14 protein-coding genes are annotated in these 17403 nt (G+C 57.4%); 8 read left to right on the plus strand and 6 right to left on the minus strand.

Going from position 1 to position 17403, the window contains the following annotated elements:
• The first annotated feature begins 36 nt into the window (after nt 1–36).
• The 3 genes from J0X15_RS05690 to J0X15_RS05700 all read left to right on the plus strand — a co-directional run bounded on the left by J0X15_RS05690 (nt 37) and on the right by J0X15_RS05700 (nt 5241).
• On the plus strand, nt 37–2328 hold the full coding sequence (locus J0X15_RS05690; protein WP_206938846.1) for an arginine/lysine/ornithine decarboxylase: 2292 nt from the start codon (nt 37–39) through the stop codon (nt 2326–2328).
• 253 nt (nt 2329–2581) lie between these two features.
• Nucleotides 2582–3931, plus strand: a complete 1350-nt coding sequence (locus tag J0X15_RS05695) for a glutamine synthetase family protein (protein ID WP_206938847.1) — start codon at nt 2582–2584, stop codon at nt 3929–3931.
• On the plus strand, nt 3928–5241 hold the full coding sequence (locus J0X15_RS05700) for an NAD(P)/FAD-dependent oxidoreductase (protein WP_209015103.1): 1314 nt from the start codon (nt 3928–3930) through the stop codon (nt 5239–5241). The genes J0X15_RS05695 and J0X15_RS05700 overlap by 4 nt, the downstream gene beginning before the upstream one ends.
• 701 nt (nt 5242–5942) lie before the next feature.
• On the opposite strand, the gene J0X15_RS05705 is transcribed toward J0X15_RS05700, so the two are convergent.
• Nucleotides 5943–6212, minus strand: coding sequence for a sel1 repeat family protein (locus J0X15_RS05705; RefSeq protein WP_209015104.1), 270 nt, complete (start codon nt 6210–6212; stop codon nt 5943–5945).
• Between the two features lie 458 nt (nt 6213–6670).
• On the opposite strand from J0X15_RS05705, the gene J0X15_RS05710 reads away from it, so the two are divergent.
• On the plus strand, nt 6671–7156 hold the full coding sequence (locus J0X15_RS05710) for a DUF2147 domain-containing protein (RefSeq protein ID WP_206938848.1): 486 nt from the start codon (nt 6671–6673) through the stop codon (nt 7154–7156).
• A 201-nt stretch (nt 7157–7357) separates the two neighbouring features.
• Nucleotides 7358–7759, plus strand: a complete 402-nt coding sequence (locus tag J0X15_RS05715; RefSeq protein ID WP_209015105.1) for a DUF2147 domain-containing protein — start codon at nt 7358–7360, stop codon at nt 7757–7759.
• A gap of 22 nt (nt 7760–7781) precedes the next feature.
• Here the strand turns inward: J0X15_RS05715 and J0X15_RS05720 are convergent, their stop codons facing one another.
• Nucleotides 7782–8264, minus strand: coding sequence for a GNAT family N-acetyltransferase (locus J0X15_RS05720; RefSeq protein WP_206938851.1), 483 nt, complete (start codon nt 8262–8264; stop codon nt 7782–7784).
• A 233-nt stretch (nt 8265–8497) separates the two neighbouring features.
• Here J0X15_RS05720 and J0X15_RS05725 point away from each other — a divergent pair, with 233 nt between their 5' ends.
• On the plus strand, nt 8498–10417 hold the full coding sequence (locus J0X15_RS05725) for a hybrid sensor histidine kinase/response regulator (RefSeq protein WP_206938852.1): 1920 nt from the start codon (nt 8498–8500) through the stop codon (nt 10415–10417).
• On the opposite strand, the gene J0X15_RS05730 is transcribed toward J0X15_RS05725, so the two are convergent.
• A complete protein-coding gene (locus J0X15_RS05730; RefSeq protein WP_206938853.1) occupies nt 10412–12019 on the minus strand; it encodes an ArnT family glycosyltransferase in 1608 nt (535 codons plus the stop codon). The two genes, J0X15_RS05725 and J0X15_RS05730, sit on opposite strands and share 6 nt — an antisense overlap.
• Nucleotides 12020–12508: 489 nt before the next feature.
• A complete protein-coding gene (gene gatB, locus J0X15_RS05735; protein WP_206938854.1) occupies nt 12509–13993 on the minus strand; it encodes an Asp-tRNA(Asn)/Glu-tRNA(Gln) amidotransferase subunit GatB in 1485 nt (494 codons plus the stop codon).
• Between the two features lie 268 nt (nt 13994–14261).
• Here gatB and J0X15_RS05740 point away from each other — a divergent pair, with 268 nt between their 5' ends.
• Nucleotides 14262–14645, plus strand: coding sequence for a GFA family protein (locus J0X15_RS05740; protein ID WP_206938855.1), 384 nt, complete (start codon nt 14262–14264; stop codon nt 14643–14645).
• Nucleotides 14646–14657: 12 nt separating this feature from the next.
• Here the strand turns inward: J0X15_RS05740 and J0X15_RS05745 are convergent, their stop codons facing one another.
• A complete protein-coding gene (locus J0X15_RS05745) occupies nt 14658–14945 on the minus strand; it encodes an EscU/YscU/HrcU family type III secretion system export apparatus switch protein (protein WP_206938856.1) in 288 nt (95 codons plus the stop codon).
• Entirely contained in the window at nt 14942–15922 is a 981-nt protein-coding gene (gene fliK / locus J0X15_RS05750) for a flagellar hook-length control protein FliK (protein WP_206938857.1), read from the minus strand. The genes J0X15_RS05745 and fliK overlap by 4 nt, the downstream gene beginning before the upstream one ends.
• Before the next feature lie 1058 nt (nt 15923–16980).
• Here fliK and J0X15_RS05755 point away from each other — a divergent pair.
• Nucleotides 16981–17316, plus strand: coding sequence for a hypothetical protein (locus J0X15_RS05755; protein ID WP_206938858.1), 336 nt, complete (start codon nt 16981–16983; stop codon nt 17314–17316).
• Nucleotides 17317–17403: the final 87 nt, after the last annotated feature.

Genomic DNA, 17403 nt, shown 5'->3' on the forward strand with positions numbered 1-17403 from the left:
GTCGAACAGTCCAGTTGTTTCCCCGAGGAGAGCTTCATGAAATTTCGTTTTCCGATCGTGATCATCGACGAGGACTTCCGCTCGGAGAACGCTTCCGGTCTGGGTATTCGTGCGATGGCCGAGGCCATCGAGAGCGAGGGCTTTGAAGTTCTCGGCGCCACAAGCTATGGCGACCTCTCTCAATTCGCCCAACAGCAGTCGCGCGCCAGCGCCTTTGTTCTGTCGATCGACGACGAGGAATTCAGCCCCGGTCCGGATCTGGATCCGGCGGTCGTCAACCTGCGCAACTTCATCCAGGAAGTACGCCGCAAGAACGCCGACGTCCCGATCTATGTCTATGGCGAAACTAAGACCAGCCGGCATCTGCCCAATGACATTTTGCGTGAGCTGCACGGCTTCATACACATGTTCGAGGACACGCCCGAGTTCGTGGCCCGTCATATCATCCGCGAGGCCAAGAGCTATCTGGAGGGCATTCAGCCGCCGTTCTTCAAAGCTCTGCTCGATTATGCCGAGGATGGGTCCTACTCTTGGCACTGCCCCGGTCATTCCGGCGGTGTGGCGTTCCTGAAAAGCCCGATCGGTCAGATGTATCACCAGTTTTATGGTGAAAACATGTTGCGCTCCGACGTCTGCAACGCAGTCGAAGAGCTTGGACAGTTGCTTGACCACAATGGGGCCATCGGCGCCTCGGAACGCAACGCCGCGCGCATCTTCAATGCCGACCACTGCTTCTTCGTCACCAACGGCACCTCGACCTCCAACAAGATGGTCTGGCACCACACGGTTGCCCCGGGTGACGTCGTCGTCGTCGACCGCAATTGCCACAAGTCGATCCTGCATTCGATCATCATGACAGGGGCCGTTCCGGTCTTCCTGAAGCCGACGCGCAATCACCACGGCATCATCGGGCCTATCCCGCAAAGCGAATTCGAAATCGACAGCATCAAGGCCAAGATCAGAGCGAATCCGCTGCTTGACGGCGTTGATGCCGACACTGTCAAGCCACGCATCATGACCCTGACCCAGTCGACCTATGACGGCGTTCTCTACAACACAGAGACCATCAAGGACCTGCTCGATGGCTACGTGGAGAACCTGCATTTCGACGAGGCGTGGCTGCCGCATGCCGCCTTCCACCCATTCTACGGCAGCTACCATGCCATGGGCCGGAAACGAGCGCGGCCCATGCATTCGGTCACCTACGCCACCCAGTCCATCCATAAGCTGCTGGCCGGCATCAGCCAGGCAAGCCACGTTCTGGTGCAGGACAGCCAGGACACCAAGCTGGACCGTCACCTCTTCAACGAAGCCTATCTGATGCACACCAGCACCAGTCCGCAATATTCCATCATTGCCAGTTGCGATGTCGCAGCTGCCATGATGGAACCACCCAGCGGCACAGCTCTGGTGGAGGAAAGCATCGCCGAGGCGCTCGATTTCCGTCGTGCGATGCGCAAGGTCGACGCAGAATTCGGCGATGACGACTGGTGGTTCCAGGTCTGGGGGCCGGAAGAGCTGGAAGACGAAGGCATCGGTCAGAACAAGGACTGGGTACTGCGCCGGACGGATGCAGAGGGCGTGCAGAAAGCCGACGGCACTGACAGCTGGCATGGCTTTGGCGACATGGCGCCGGGCTTCAACATGCTGGACCCGATCAAGGCAACCCTAATCACCCCCGGCCTGAACCTCGACGGGCGCTTCGAGGACACTGGCATTCCCGCCTCGATCGTCACCAAATATCTGGCGGAACACGGCGTTGTGGTCGAGAAGACCGGGCTCTACAGCTTCTTCATCATGTTCACCATCGGCATTACCAAAGGCCGCTGGAACACGCTGCTGACCGCCCTGCAGCAGTTCAAGGATGACTACGCCAAGAACCAACCGATGTGGCGGACCATGCCGGAGTTCTGCGCCAAGCATCCGCGCTACGAAGGAATGGGCCTGCGCGATCTCTGCCAGCACGTCCACACGCTCTATGCCAAATATGACGTCGCTATCCTGTCGACCGACATGTATCTCAGCGATCACACGCCGGCGATGAAGCCCAGTGATGCCTTTGCCCATATTGCCCAGCGCACCACCCAGCGCGTGCCGATTGACGAGCTGGAAGGCCGCATCACCACCAGTCTGGTGACACCGTATCCACCCGGCATCCCGCTGTTGATCCCCGGCGAAGTCTTCAACACAAAGATCGTTGAGTATCTGAAATTCAACCGCGAGTTCGCTCGCGAATGCCCCGGCTTTGAAACAGACATTCATGGGCTGGTCCAGGAAACCGGGCCCGACGGTCAGCTGGCCTATTTTGCCGATTGCGTGGCATCATGAGCACCAAAACAAGCCAAGTCTGACTTCAGAATGCTCCAACAGCCTTTCGCCCATGACCAGATATCAAAAGGGCGAAAGGCTGATCTTGCCTGGCAGATTTGCACCGCGAGGGGGATCACCCTTACGCAACGCCATTGACCGAGACCCTTTACGCTGGTGCGCAAGCTGAAATACAAATTGACACGCCCAAAAAAGCGATCACAAGTCATGGCAAGCGCTGAGTCATTTTCGCGCACCCAAACGAGGCTTTACAGTGTCCGTAGATAGTCTGACCAGCTGGCTGCTTGAGCGGCCAGAAATTGAAACCGTTTTTGCATGTGTATGCGATCTCAATGGCACGATGCGCGGCAAGCGCCTGCCGGTGGAGCAGGCTGCAAAAATCCTTGGCGGTGGTCTGCGCATGCCACTGTCGATCCTCAATGTCGACATCTGGGGCGAGGACATCGAGGGCAACGAGCTGGTTTTTGAAACCGGCGATTCCGACGGCATCTGCGAATTCACAGGACGACCAATCGTTCTGATCAATTGGACCAACCGGCCGTCTGCCTTGGCCATGTTGTGGATGCGTGAAGAAGACGGCACGCCGTTTGCCGGCGACCCGCGCCGCGCACTTGCCCAGATTGTCGAGCGCTTCAAGGCCCGTGGACTGACCCCTGTTGTCGCGACGGAACTGGAGTTCTATCTCTACGACCCGAGTGGCACACAGCCACAGCCGCCCCGTTCGCCGATCACCGACAAGCGGCTTGGATCGGACGGCGCCCTGTCCCTGGACGAGCTGCAGCATTTCGACGAGTTTCTCGACGACGTCTACGATGCCTGTGCCGAACAGGGCATTCCGGCTGACGCCGCGATTTCAGAAAACGGCGCCGGCCAGTTCGAAATCAATATGATGCATGTGAACGACGCCTTGAAAGCGGCAGATGATGCTGTGCTTTTCAAGCGTCTGGTACGCGGAATCGCCCGCAAACATGGCCTTGCGGCAACCTTTATGGCCAAGCCCTACGGTGAGCGCTCCGGCAGTGGCTTTCACGTGCATTTTTCACTGGTCAATGAAGCCGGTGAAAATCTGTTCGACAATGGCGGCGACGAAGGCACGTCGCTGATGCTCAACGCTGTGGCCGGTCTGCTTGCCACCATGCAGGAAAACACTCTGACATTCGCGCCGCACGAAAACTCCTACCGCCGCCTCCTGCCTGGCGCGCATGCACCGACCAGCGTTGCCTGGGGCTATGAAAACCGCACGGCTGCCATCCGTATTCCAGGAGGCAGCAACAAGGCGCGGCGGATCGAACATCGCGTTGCAGGCGCAGATGCCAACCCCTATCTGGTGCTATCCAGCATTCTGGGTGGTGCTCTCCTTGGCATCGAGAAAGAGATGGAGCCGGAAGCCCCGATCAGTGGCGACGCCTACAGCATGAAGCTGGATCACCTTCCGCTCGACTGGGCGACGGCAATTCAGGCGTTTCGCCGTGGCGCGCTGGTGCAGAACATCTATTCCAAGCGACTTCAAACCATGCTTGTTGAAAGCAAGATGCAGGAATTGCAACGGTTTGCTCGCCAGGTCACCGATTTCGAATATGACACCTATCTAGAGGTCGTATGATGGGCTCTCAGGATTTTGCAACGAACGGCAATACCGCGCACACCGGCAGCTACTACGCAGCAAGTGCCAATCCGTCCCCTGACCGGCCGTCCCTGAAGGGCGATCACAGCATCGACATCTGCATTGTCGGCGCCGGATACAGTGGCCTGTCAACCGGTTTGCACCTCGTGGAAAAAGGTTACAAAGTCGCGATCATTGAAGCCGCGCGCGTCGGCTGGGGCGCGTCTGGCCGCAATGGTGGACAGCTGGTCAATGGCCTGAACGCCAGCCTTCAGACCATCAGGAAGCGCTACGGGGAAGACACCGCCAACTTCGTCGCCGGCCTGGTGCAGGAAGGCGGAGAGATCATCCGCGAGCGCATCAAGACCTATGACATTCAGTGCGATCTCAAGGAAGGCAACGTCTTCACCGCCTACACTGGCGCGCATATGCGCGAGCTGGAAGAGCGGCTGAACCTCTGGGCCAGCTACGGCATCGAAAACCAGGAAATGCTCGACAAGGAGCAGCTCCGCAAACACGTCAATTCCGAAGTCTATGCCGGCGGCGTCATCGACCATTCCGGCGGTCACATGCACCCGCTCAACCTGGCGCTTGGCGAGGCAGCGGCTTTCGAAAAGCTCGGCGGGCTGATCTATGAAAACTCCCCCGTCGTTCATGTCGATACGGAAGTCCCGAGCCCTCTGGTCAAGACCGCCAAGGGCTCGATCACCTGCAAGACATTGGTGCTCTGCGGCAACGCCTACCTCGGCCATGTGGTCCCCACGCTGACCGCCCGCGTCATGCCGGTATCGACCCAGATCATGGCGACCGAGCCGCTGGGTGAAGAGCGCGCACGCGAGCTGATGCCGACAGATGTCTGCGTCGAAGATGTACGCTACATTCTCGATTACTACCGCATGTCAGCCGACAAGCGCATGCTGTTCGGCGGCGGGCTCGTCTATGGCGGCACGGATCCCAGCGACATCAAGGCCAAGCTGCGTCCCAACATGGAGAATGTCTTTCCGCAACTGAAGGGCGCGAAGATTGATTACGCCTGGAGCGGAAATTTCGCTCTATCGTTCAGCCGCGTCCCGCAGATGGGCCGGATCGGCGCCAACACCTATTTCGCCCATGGCTACAGCGGCCACGGTGTCACCGGTTCGCACACCTTCGGCCGTATTCTGTCGGAGGCCATCGACGGCGACAAATCCAGGTTCGACGTCTTCGAAAATGTCCCGTGGTTCCCCTTCCCCGGCGGCCGAATGTTCCGGGTACCTTATTCGATGGTCGGATCATGGTGGTACGCCCTCCGGGACCGATTGGGCGTCTAGGCTTCGGGTCCATAACCAATAGCAGACAGGCCTGACGAGTGACGATCCTGCGGAATCCTTGATCCTGCAGAACTTTCCCTCAGTGACGTTCATGCCCTTGCAAAAGGATGGGGAAATACAGTTCTTCCAATTGAGTGATTTGCGATGCGGGATGTTGGGCATAGAACCACGCGCCTCCAAGGTTCTGCGGATACGCCCACTATCCTGACCTTTGTGACCATTTAGTACGTCATTTGCCGCAGCAAGCGGCAAAACTGCATTTGTCCCAGTACAGTCCGAGACATTGGTCCCGCTCAAGTGAAAGGCGACTGGCCGTCTCAAATGATCACTCAGGGCGCGAATCTTGGTTCCCGAACCACCACGAGGTTGCCACTGAAATCAAGATTGCGGCATGGGCTTTAGCTCCCCTTTTTCCTCCATGTGCGACCCGATGGACTTAAACCCATCATGACCTTCCAGAGCGAGACCGCCATTTCAAGAAAAGGGTATCGAAAACCGTTGTCCAGCCCCTTTCTCCGCCCATCGAACAAACCGGTTTTAGATAGTCATCTTATGGGGCGAAACCCTCTCGACTATTTAGGGATCAACAGCGACTCTGATTAAACGCGATGATCAACTCCAATAAAAAAGCGACGATGGAATTCATCGCCGCTTTTAAAAATACTCAGTGTTGGTCGTACCGGCAGTCTGGCGGGCTGTCCTCAATGAGTGGACAGCCATTCGCGGGCAACACGCTGCGCTTCAGCAATTTCTTCCCGGCTCATTTCACCGGACAGTTCCTTGCGATATCGGGCTGCATCCGAGTTGCCCTTCAGTGCTGCGATGTTGAACCACTTGTGGGCACTGACCAGATCGGCACTGCCATGACGACCGCAAGCACTGTCCAGTCCCATCTGGAACAAGATGTCGGCTGTCGCGCTTGTTTCGCCCATGATGGCCATATCTGCTGAATGAATTTCAAAACGAGCCATGATGCTCTCCCGTGTTTCTCATTGAGTAATCGCCTGTTGGCTACTTCCTTGAAACGCCGCGAAGCACCTAAGCAACGGAAAAATTCCTGCCGCGTTTCTTGACCTTATCTTTCGGCACCTCGGTTAAAAGCCTCGTTAAAATTTTAACTTAACGGGAGACAAACAAGAAACTAAGGAAAACTGAACTTCATCTCTTGTTAAACAAGAAAGTCGGATTCCTTCAACGTCGGCAAAGCCGAATGATTCAAAGTCTAATCTCCGCATAAACACTTAGGTTACCAAGAATAGTGTTCTCAAAGAATCCGCAGCGATAACCACCGAACAAGGCCGAGAGAAATTGCAGGGAAGTCTCATCAAAAAATTCTGACGACCTTCCCTTAGGAGACGGCTTTCGGAAACTGCCACGCAGCGCTAGGCTCACCTTTCCGTTAAGGGAAGGCTTCTGGGAGGAAATCGACATGCCCCTTGTTTCAGACAAACACTTCATTACACATGCCAGCTCGGCATCTTTTGGCACCCGCGTGCAGAAAGCAGTGCAACTGAGCGTCCTGGCCACCGGCCTGCTGTTGGGCTTGGGGGGCGCCAGCAGCTATGCTGCCGACCCTGCCGGTGAGTGGGTTCGGCCAAGCGGGTCCTCCAAAATCCGCATCTCCAGTTGCGGCAGTTCGCTCTGCGGTAAGATCATATGGGTTCGGGATCCCCGCAATGACGTCCACAATCCAGACCCCACCAAGCGTGACAAATCCCTTGTCGGGCTTCTAACCGTTCATTCCATGAAGCCGACAAAGAAGACGGATGAATGGGCCGGCAAGGTCTACAACGCCGAAGATGGCAAGACCTACAAGGGCGTGATGACGATGCCCTCACCCAACAAGCTGAAGCTGGAAGGCTGCGTCCTCGGTGGATTGATCTGCAAGGGCGAGACCTGGAACCGCATCAAATAAGCGTGACGCCTGGACCTACACGGGCCTGATCCGCGGGAGGGGGATTGTAACATCCCCCTCCAGTCGCCACCTCAAAACTCCTTCACCTGCCAGAAAGGAGGCATGTGTTTGATCGGATCGTTTCAGAATACGTCCGCACGCAGGCTGTCAGCGAAACTCCGCAGTCTCTTCAGCAAGCCCCTCGGGCTTTTGGCGCTCAGTATGATCGCCTTCGCTGCCGCCTCAGCAGTCAACGCTGCGCCAAATATTGACGGCCGCTGGCGAACGCCAGATAAAGCTGTGATCGACATTACTGCCTGTGGCAGCAGCCCATGCGGCAAGCTCATCAGCTTTCGTCCTCTCGACGGCCAGAAGATGGACACCGCGCGCGACATTCGCCACCGTGACACGTCCAAGCGCAGTCGCAAGCTCGTCGGGCTCACCGTTCTTTGGCAGCTGGCGCCGCACGGCAATCTGTGGCGGGGGCGAATCTATGACCCACGGCGGGGTTTCAGCGCAGCGGCAACCCTTCGCCTCCTCTCTCCAGACCAGATGGAAGTCACCGGATGCGTCAGGGCCGTTTTGAAGATCTGTAAAAACGAAACATGGATCAAGCTGAAATGACCAGGTCAAAGGTCATCGCTCTCTAAAGCAACTTCTTGAACCCAAGGTGGCTTTGCTCAAAGCCCAATCGATCATAGAACCGATGCGCGTCAATGCGAACCTTGTTGGATGTCAGTTGCAGAATACAGGCATTTGCGGCCCGGGCCAGTTCTTCGGCATGCGCCATCATCTGCCCGCCAATACCCATACCTCGACTGTCCGCCCGGGTGTGCACGCTCTCCACTTCAGCCCTTGGCCGGCCGTTGTAGGCCAGCCCTTTCAGAAAGTGGATCTGATAAGTGCCCAGCACCGTGCCTTCAGCGTCGAGCGCCACAAAGACTTCCATTTCAGGTGCAGCCAGCATGGCCGCAAAGCTGTCTCGATAGGCATCTTTATCAAGACTGTCGCGACCCACCCTTGCGCCCGCTGCCCCGGCAGCCAGGAGCTCGAGAATCGCCAGCAAATGTTCAGGCCGCGCCTTGACGATTGATATTGAGCTACGCAGACACCCCTTTGACGGCCGCATTCTCACTCACTCCTGATTTGCTGAGCTTTTCGCCCGGCATGACATGTTTATTCGCGGAAAGAATATTTCTTAGCTCCTTATTCAATCTCGCGGGTGAAGATGCAGCTAGACTTTGCAATCAAATAAGCCATGATTCTAAGTTCTAGTCGTGCGCTCCTGATGCAGGAAGATGATGAGACCGTGGGCAGCGGAAAGATCTCGGAAGCGACCCTCCCAAGGCTGATGGTGAGAGAATGGCGGACACAGTTTTCCTGAGAAAAGTGGCGAGCATGTCGATTGACGGCATCTACGTCTATGATCTCGATCTGCAGACCAACGTCTATATCAATGAGCGATACCTGGAAATCACAGGCTATCGCATTGACGACCTCAACGCGATGTCATCCGAAGAATTTGGCGAACTGTTTCATCCCAGCGAACGCGAAGCCGTTTTCAACCATATCGACGAAGTGGTCAACAACGCCGAAGGGCGGGCAATCGAAATCCGGTATCGATTTCGTCACAAGGAAGGTCATTGGATCTGGTGCCAGTCCCGCGATGCGGTGTTCACCCGAAACGCAGCTGGGCGCTGCACCCAGTTCATGGGCAGCTTCATAGATATCACCGACCTGATGGAGCGCGAGATGCGCGCCCGTGACCTCGGCATCATGATGGCTACAATGCTGGAAAACGCCAACACGGCCTGCCTTGTCCTGGATCTCGAAAATCAACTCCATGTCTTCAACGCAGCAGCTCAGAGGCTGTTTGATGCTCCCGCGATAGAGCTTCCCGCCCCCTTCAACTTGGAGCCTGTCTTTGCTGAACGCGAAAACCTGGGAGAGGTCGAAGACCCTCTTAAGCAAGCGCGCGAAGGGAAGTTCCACGATAATGAGCTTTATGCGCTTTACCCGGGCGGCGACAAGCCGCTGAAATATGTGCAACTCACCAGCATTCCGCTAGACGGAACTGACGGCAACCGTTTCCTAATCGCTATGCGTGACATCACCAGTGAGGAAGCGACCCGTCAGCAACGGGAACGCTCAGAGCGTCTGGACGCGCTCGGCCAGCTAACCGGTGGGATCGCCCATGACTTCAATAATGTCCTGGCCTCCATTCTTCCTTCTGTCCAGGTTGCCCACAGGCTGACAGACGATCCACAGATGCTGAAATTGCTCGGCATCATCGAAAGCTCGACCCAACGCGGTGCCCAGCTCGCCTGGCGCCTCCTTGCCTTTGCACGCCGTCAACCAATGACCGAAAGCGACGTGCGCGTTAGCGAGCTTTTGGAGAGTCTGAAAGAACTGGCAGAAAGCACAGTCGGCCGACAAGTCGAACTGCTTTGGGAAAAGGCTCCGGAGGACCTCCACGTCCACTGCGATGCAGCCCAACTGGAAAATGCCCTACTCAACCTCATCCTGAACGCCCGCGACGCTATTCTGGAAACGGGAAAAGGCAGCCAAATAACTGTTGCCTACCGCCTCTGCGATGCACTCAGCCACCCGGGGAAACTCGTCGAATTCTCCGTGACAGATGATGGTCCCGGCATGACCGAAGCCGTACAGGCGCGCGCCTTCGACCCCTTTTTCACCACCCGCTCCAACACCTCCGGAACAGGTCTGGGACTGTCGACGGTCTATGGCTTTGCCAAACAGGCGGAAGGCAACGTCAAACTGTATTCGCAGAAAAATACCGGAACATCTGTGCGCCTGACATTGCCAGCCATCAGCGATAGCGGCACGCAGGTTTCAAGCGACAAGCTCGAAGACAGGCAGGACTGGATCAAGGGCCACAACGCCAAGGTTCTGGTGGTGGAGGACGAGCCAGACCTGCTCCAGTCCGTAGTGGAGTCTCTCCGCCTGATGGAATATGTTCCTGTACCAGCTCTCAATGGCGAGCTGGCTCTGGCGGAAATGGCCAAGCATCAGGACATCGCGCTGATGCTGACGGACATCATGATGCCAGGAGGGATGAACGGCTTCGAACTGGCGCTGGCAGCCCGCGAAATTCAGCCAGATCTGAAGATTGTCTACATGTCCGGCTATACTGGCTTCGTCAATGATGCGCGCCGCCATCCGGATGGCGACTTCCTGCAAAAACCTTGCGATATGAATTCCCTGTCCCAGACCTTGCACCAGGCCTTGCTGGACCGAGAGAACCTCCTGGCTCGACTATGAGCAAAGAGCCGCCTGAGGCGGCAGGCGCTTGACACCCCACCAGGTTGTTCGCCACCCCCGTGGCTTTAACAAATGCGGCCAGGCGCCGGTCAAATACAGTGCAGGACCGCCCTCACCCTGCGCTCCGACATCAAGATGACCAAACACCTCACTGAAACGCTCTTCCGCTGAAGTTTCGGGGCTTGTCTCGCCTTCTTCCCAGACAAGCAGGCATGTGCGCTCACCGCTTTTTGGAACCGGGGCCCAAAGCGACGCCGCCCATTCGGAATCCCGCACGACGGCCTTGGGAAAAAGCACCCGCAGGTTCCCTGCAGTGTAATCATCGGTTCCGATAAGAATTCCGTCCTCGGCGCCCATGGCAGCCAGAGGTTTCTGCAGATCCGCATAGGGCTTCATCTGGCGACACTTGCCACCGCAAGAGATCCGGTCCGGCGCCAGCAACCCTGGCACCCGAGCGATAAAGGCAATCGCCACCACAGCCAGAATGACCGCTGCAAAGCGGCGGCAGGAAGGCCCAAACGCTCCCCTCCAGTCAAACCGTTGAAGATCGGCGAACAGAACGATCGGCAACAGCAAGAGCAACGGATGCATATGCCGCTCTTTCACATAGGTTGCACCGCTAATCACAATCAGAACGGCAGTCAGCCCGATCACTACCAGAACCGTACGACCCAACAAACGGGCGACACCTCCCAGTGGTGCACGGACCTGACCGTCTGCCTCGGTAGGCCTAAAAATCTGCCTGTAACGACGCCAGAAAACCAGCACCACGGCGGGCAGCAAGGGAACGGAGAACCCGACAAGCGACACACCTAGAAATCCAAGGCCCTTGCTGGCTCTCAAAAGATGGGAGACCTGCTGCCCCGTAACCCCCATCGTGTCCGCAGCTGACGCAATCAGCGTCTGGCCTCCGGAAACCATCCAGTAGAGATACGGCGCATAGACGACAACGGCGACAGTCAACGACAGGAGCAGGTACGCAGGCCGCAAACGACGTCGGAATTCAGCAAGGCTGATAGCAGCCAGGAGCAATCCCAGAAGAAACAACGGAAAGGAATGCTTGGCGAGAAGCCCTGCCCCGACCGCCAGCCCAAAGGCCGCATAGGCAACACGCTTGTCCCGTTCCAACGCCCAGACAAACGTCAGAGCCGTCGCCGAACATGCCGTGACCAGGATCACCGTGTGAGTGACCCCTTCATGCAGGTTCCAGCCGAATTGAAAGAACAGGGAATAGGAAAACGTGCATAGGGCCGCCAGTCGGGCGTCCCCAAGTGTACGCCGCGCCAGCAGAAACAGAAACAGGGCACTGAGCGAAATGAGGCCATACTTCAGCAGCAGAAACGACCAGATGGTCGGGCCGGTGAGCTGCTGAACGCTCCAGAGCAACCACTCATAAAGCGGTGGCTGACGAAGTACGTAGCCCGGCTGCAAAGTCTGCACGAGAACATTTTCGAACATATCGTCCGTGCCGAGAACCGGCGACGCCAGCGCTCTCAACAGAAGGTGCGCGCCCCCCCAAGCGACGACCACCAACCAGACACCAAGCGGCGTTGCATAGGCTGGCCTCGCTCTAGTTGCGAAGTGTTGAGGTGAAGCATTCATGCTTAAAGTCACTTATAGATTCTTTGGTCCTTCGCAAGTGCCCGGTCTTCAAAACGCTCACGAAGAAACAAAAAGAGGCATACGTTTGCACGCCGTTTTTTCAGCAGGAAACTCAGGTGCGTGTCAAAATGCCCGCAGCTGTGGCCGCTCTGTCTGAAGCTACGTCTAGGAGAACTCGTTCGGCTTTTCATTCAACCTCTTGCGCAGCACAAAAACATTGCCCCACTGCAGCAGATCCATGTTGCCGGTCTTCACCCCAATCTAGCAAGGGCGAGCACAGATAGGAGAGCGTCAGAAACAGGAAGCCGGCCAGGCCAACGCCACGCTGATGCCCCCTTCCAGCACCAGCCAGGTATTCTGGGTTTCGATCGATTTCGAGAAATCAAAGATCATTCGATTACAGCGAGCGAACAGACACAAAAAAGCCCCGCGGTCATCCACAGGGCTTTCGTGTTCGCATTCGGCAAAGGCCGCTTGGACCAAACCGGCTTATTCGATACCGATCTTCTGCTTCAGCATGTCGCTGACCGCCTGAGGATTGGCCTTGCCCTTCGAAGCTTTCATCACCTGCCCAACAAACCAGCCCAACAGGCCCGGCTTTTCCTTGGCCTGCTCAGCTTTCGGACCGTTGGCTGCCAGGATCTCGTCGACGATTGCCTCAATAGCCCCCAGATCCGTGACCTGCTTCATGCCGCGATCCTCAACGACCTGCTCCGGATCACCACCTTCGGTCCAGATGATCTCGAACAGATCCTTGGCGATCTTGCCGGAAATCACATTTGCCTTGATCAGGTCGATGATCTTGCCAAGCTGATCGGCGGAGATCGGCGACTGCTCAAGCGGCAGGCCTTCCTTGTTCAGGCGACCGAACAGTTCGTTGATCAGCCAGTTCGCAGCAAGCTTTGCATCGCGGCCATCAGCGATCTTTTCAAAGAAATCGGCGGACTTCTTTTCCGCAACCAAAATGTCGGCGTCATAAGGCGACAGACCGAAATCGGTGATGAAGCGGTTCTTCTTCTCATCCGGTAGTTCCGGCAAATCCTTCGCCATTTCGTCGACAAAGGCTTGCGTGAACTCCAGCGGCAGAAGATCAGGATCCGGGAAATAGCGGTAATCGTGCGCTTCTTCCTTTGAGCGCATCGAACGGGTCTCGCCCTTCACCGAGTCGAACAGACGGGTTTCCTGATCGATGGATCCACCATCTTCCAGGATCGCCATTTGGCGTCGAGCTTCATATTCGATGGCCTGACCAACGAAGCGGATCGAGTTGACGTTCTTGATCTCGCAGCGCGTACCGAAGCCCTCCCCCGGACGACGCACCGAGACATTGACGTCCGCACGCATCGAGCCTTGATCCATGTTGCCGTCGCAGGTCCCGAGATACCGCAGGATGATCCGCAGCTTCGTCAGATAGGCCTTGGCTTCGTCAGATGAGCGGATATCCGGCTTGGAAACGATCTCCATCAGCGCAACGCCAGAACGGTTCAGGTCGACGAAGGACATCGAGGGATGCTGGTCATGTAGGGACTTGCCCGCATCCTGCTCCAGATGCAGTCGCTCGACGCCAACTTCCACACGCTCGTCCGGCATGTCGAGGATGACGATACCTTCGCCGACAATCGGCTGCTGAAACTGAGAAATCTGATAGCCCTGAGGCAAATCCGGATAGAAATAGTTCTTCCGATCGAAAACGGACTTCAGGTTGATCGCCGCCTTCAGACCGAGACCGGTGCGGATCGCCTGACGCACGCACTCCTCGTTGATGACGGGCAGCATGCCAGGCATGGCCGCATCGACAAGGCTCACATTGTCGTTCGGATCCTTGCCGAATTCGGTCGACGCGCCTGAGAAAAGTTTGGCCTCGGAGGTGACCTGAGCGTGCACTTCCATGCCAATCACGATTTCCCAGTCGCCAGTCGCCCCTTTGAGGAATTTCTTCGGATCGGGGGTGCGTGCCTCGACAATCGTCGTCATGCGTCTAAAATCCTGTTCTTATTTGGTCCGGAAACCGCAAAGCCAGTTAAATGGCCAGATGGAGGGTGTCCAGCCCATAGAATGTCTCAGGCCCTTGCCTAATCGGGAATTCTGGATCTCGCAAGAGTTTCGTGACCTTTCGACGGCTCTTGCGCACAAGACCCGCCACTTCACTGCAGAAAACACCGCGCCACGATTTTAGACCTACTATTTCTCCGCTATCATCCCTGAACTTAATCCCGTCAGACACTTTTTGCGAGATGAACCGATGATCAACGGCCGATGCGACTGCGGCAAAGTTATGTTTGAGGTGCAAGCTGTTAGGGAGACGGTTACGGTCTGCCATTGCAGTCAATGCCGGCGCACAAGCGGTCATCTTTGGGCCAGCACACACGCTCCGTTCAAGGACCTGAAATTTACTGCTGACACCGGCCTTGAATGGTACCAATCATCCGACTTTGCCAAACGCGGTTTTTGCAAATTCTGTGGTTCAAGCCTGTTTTACCGCATGAACGATGAAGACGGCATTGGTATCGCCGCCGGCAGTCTGGACCTGCCAACCGGCCTAGAGCTCGGCAAACACATCTTCGTCAAAGACAAGGGCGACTACTACCAGATCACCGACAAAGTGCCACAAATCGAAAGATACTAAAGCTAAAAACCATCAGGTTTCCGGCGGGTTTTGCGCTTTTCCTGTCTTGAGGATGAAGCCGATCAAAACCGCCACGGCCTGATACAGCTCCATCGGAATTTCCTCGTCGATCTCGATCTGTTGCAGCGCCTGGGCCATGATCGGGTCTTCCTCGATCGGTACACCGGCCTCGCGGGCCAGATCTTCAATTCTCTCGGCGACATGCCCGCGCCCCTTCGCCGTCACGATGGGCGCACTCTGCTTGTCGTAGGAAAGCGCTATCGCAAGTTTGTCAGCGGTTTTCTTCGGCTCTTTGCTCATGACTGCTTGTTCACCCTCGCACCGGCTCGAGCTTTTGACGCAGCCGGCAGGCCACGGATGAATCGAAGCTCCTGCAGATCCATGCCGGCATTCGCAAAAGTCGCCTCCAGCTGGGTCCGTTCCGCGAAAAGGCTGTCATACGTATCTGGCCGCTCCAGCCAGAGGGAGATGTAGGTACCGTCCTTGCGCAGCGCGACCGAAGCTTCCACCGTGCCGGTCTGGATGGTGTCGACGGCAAAGCGAAGCCGCCAGGCATTTCCGGCATCGTCTCCCTCATCTTGCGCATCCCGGTCCCGTCCAATCTGCATCTGCATGATCGCCGTCTCCTGCCCCAGTGTCAGGGGAAGCTCCATGACCACATCCATCGGCGTTCTGCTGGTCATCTGGGTGCTGTCATCGCTCAAGAGCCCACGTGTCACCATCTGGGTCGCCCGGATGCGAGCCAACGCACTGTCGGCTTCCTTCGCCAGCCCTTCCAGCGCTTGCTTGCTCAGATCAGAGTGTTGTGCGGCTGTGCCGCCCGCAGCTCCCGCCTTGGAGCCGCCTTGCACCCCACCGGTGATATTGGCAATCAACTGCTGCAGGCTCTGCTGGATCTGCCCTTTTGGCAGGGCAGTCAGACTGGGCAACACAGGCTGTGACAGGGGGCGCGGGGCTTTGGTCTCGATACCCTCGTCCTGAAGAAGATTTTTAAGCTGCATGAGAAGCGACTTCACATCTCCGCCTCCCCCGCCTGTGGCAGCTGCCTGCCCGGTGTTGGACGCAAGACCAGTTTGTCCGACAGCTTTCTGCAAATCTTCTCCTGTGACGCTGCCAGCTTCAGATCCGCCAAGCCTAAGGCCAAGCAACTGCTGCAAGACCTGTCGTACGGGTGGCGATACATTGACCGCTCCTTGAGAAACAGCGACCTGAAGGGCAGCAGCCTGGGCAAAGACACCAGACAGGGAGCTTTGCTGCTTGGTCAGCCCCTCAGCCAATTTGTCTGCGTTTGCCTGCAACTGGGGAGGAATAACAGAACTCTGAATTGCACTGCCTTGGGGGCTGCTCGTTAAAGTCGACGCAGATCCACCTGAGCCCATGGCTCCGGCTTGGCCAGAAGGCAAACTCGCTGTCCCCGACTGTCCTTGCCCACTCAGGAGTGAGCCTGAAGCATAGGCGTTTAATGTTTGCGGTGAGATCGGCGCACCACCAGCCGGAGAGTAAACAGTTTGTCCGCCCACAGGCCCGGTTGCTCCCGGCTGCATCCCAGGCGCTGAAGTTGTAGCGCTCGCGTTCGCCAGACCTGGAGCTCCTGGCTGGATCGGCGAGGCGGCGCCACCACCGACCTGACCCGTCGTCGTAGCGGGTATAGCCGCCCCTGATGGCACCTGTGTTTGACCGACGTTAGACAGGGCCGGCTGCGGAGCCGCACCACCTGAAGACGGCAAAGGACTTGTCGCCGCAGACTGGGGAAGCGGTGCAGCAACATTGCCTGAGATAGACCTTGGATGTCCGGTTGATGCTTGAAGGCCGCCAGGCCCCTGCGGGTCCACCGCCTTCCCGGCTGTTATGGGGTGCGCAGCACTTCCGGCACCCGCCCCACCAGCGGCCAACGGCGATGATGATTGCTGAGTAAGCTGTCCCGTGGTTTGACCTTCTGTCGGAGCGCCTGGAAGAGTTCCCGCTTGCTGCGTGGCTGCAGCAGGATTGCCGGCAACACTGGGTGTGCCAGCTCCGCCAGAAGGCAACGCAGTCGTTGCGGCTGGAACCTGCCCGCTCACCGTGCTGCCGACGCTGCCTTGTACCGCAGCCCCCGCCGCTTGCGCGGACGGAGCTGCCTCTGCCGGGGGGAGGCCTGAAGGCGGTACGGCAGGTCCTGCAGCTTGCGTTGCTGAGCTGATCGCACTGGTTTGTGATGCAAGAGCAGAAGCGCCAGGGCCCGGCGCAGCCGTTCCGACGTTTGGCAAAGACTGCGGCGCGCCCTGAGGCGGCGCTTGGGCCTGCGTTGTTTGAGCAGCAACGCGCGCACCTTGTGGAGCAGACGTTGGATCACCTTGTGCAACTTTCCCTCCAGTTGGCGCAGAAGGTTGCTGCTGCGCTGGCACCTGAACGAGTGTCCCAACCGCATTGCCAGCAGGCGCTTGCGTTCCGGTCGCGACGGGTTGAGCGGCCGGTGTGGCCTGAGGCGTCTGAGAGGATTGAGGCGCTTGCGAATTCTGCCCCACATGAGCAGGTTCAGGTCGTTGCGTTGCAAGGGCAGCAACAAGTTGTCGGGTCAGAGCTTCTGGCGACCCAAGCGCAGAAGGGTGAACCAGCGGCGCCGAAAGGGTTTGATTTCCACCCTGGGCAGTCGTGCCGCCAGGTCTCGGTGGAAGAGGCTGCGAGGCATTAGCAGAAGCTTGCGACGCCTGACCTGCGTTAGTAGGCCCAGGACGCGGCTGGGTCGTTGGCACCTGCTCCGCAGTCTGTGTCTTCGGCA

The organism is Roseibium limicola (assembly GCF_017313085.1).
In the GTDB taxonomy this organism is placed as follows: Bacteria; Pseudomonadota; Alphaproteobacteria; order Rhizobiales; family Stappiaceae; genus Roseibium; species Roseibium limicola.

Bases quoted from the DNA above. Each gene is read 5' to 3' on its own strand.
- J0X15_RS05690 (WP_206938846.1), top strand. From the start codon at position 37: ATGAAATTTCGTTTTCCGATCGTGATCATCGACGAGGACTTCCGCTCG.
- J0X15_RS05700 (WP_209015103.1), top strand. From the start codon at position 3,928: ATGATGGGCTCTCAGGATTTTGCAACGAACGGCAATACCGCGCACACC.
- J0X15_RS05705 (WP_209015104.1), bottom strand. From the start codon at position 6,212: ATGGCTCGTTTTGAAATTCATTCAGCAGATATGGCCATCATGGGCGAA.
- J0X15_RS05710 (WP_206938848.1), top strand. From the start codon at position 6,671: ATGCCCCTTGTTTCAGACAAACACTTCATTACACATGCCAGCTCGGCA.
- J0X15_RS05715 (WP_209015105.1), top strand. From the start codon at position 7,358: ATGATCGCCTTCGCTGCCGCCTCAGCAGTCAACGCTGCGCCAAATATT.
- J0X15_RS05720 (WP_206938851.1), bottom strand. From the start codon at position 8,264: ATGCGGCCGTCAAAGGGGTGTCTGCGTAGCTCAATATCAATCGTCAAG.
- J0X15_RS05725 (WP_206938852.1), top strand. From the start codon at position 8,498: ATGGCGGACACAGTTTTCCTGAGAAAAGTGGCGAGCATGTCGATTGAC.
- J0X15_RS05730 (WP_206938853.1), bottom strand. From the start codon at position 12,019: ATGAATGCTTCACCTCAACACTTCGCAACTAGAGCGAGGCCAGCCTAT.
- gatB (WP_206938854.1), bottom strand. From the start codon at position 13,993: ATGACGACGATTGTCGAGGCACGCACCCCCGATCCGAAGAAATTCCTC.
- J0X15_RS05740 (WP_206938855.1), top strand. From the start codon at position 14,262: ATGATCAACGGCCGATGCGACTGCGGCAAAGTTATGTTTGAGGTGCAA.
- J0X15_RS05745 (WP_206938856.1), bottom strand. From the start codon at position 14,945: ATGAGCAAAGAGCCGAAGAAAACCGCTGACAAACTTGCGATAGCGCTT.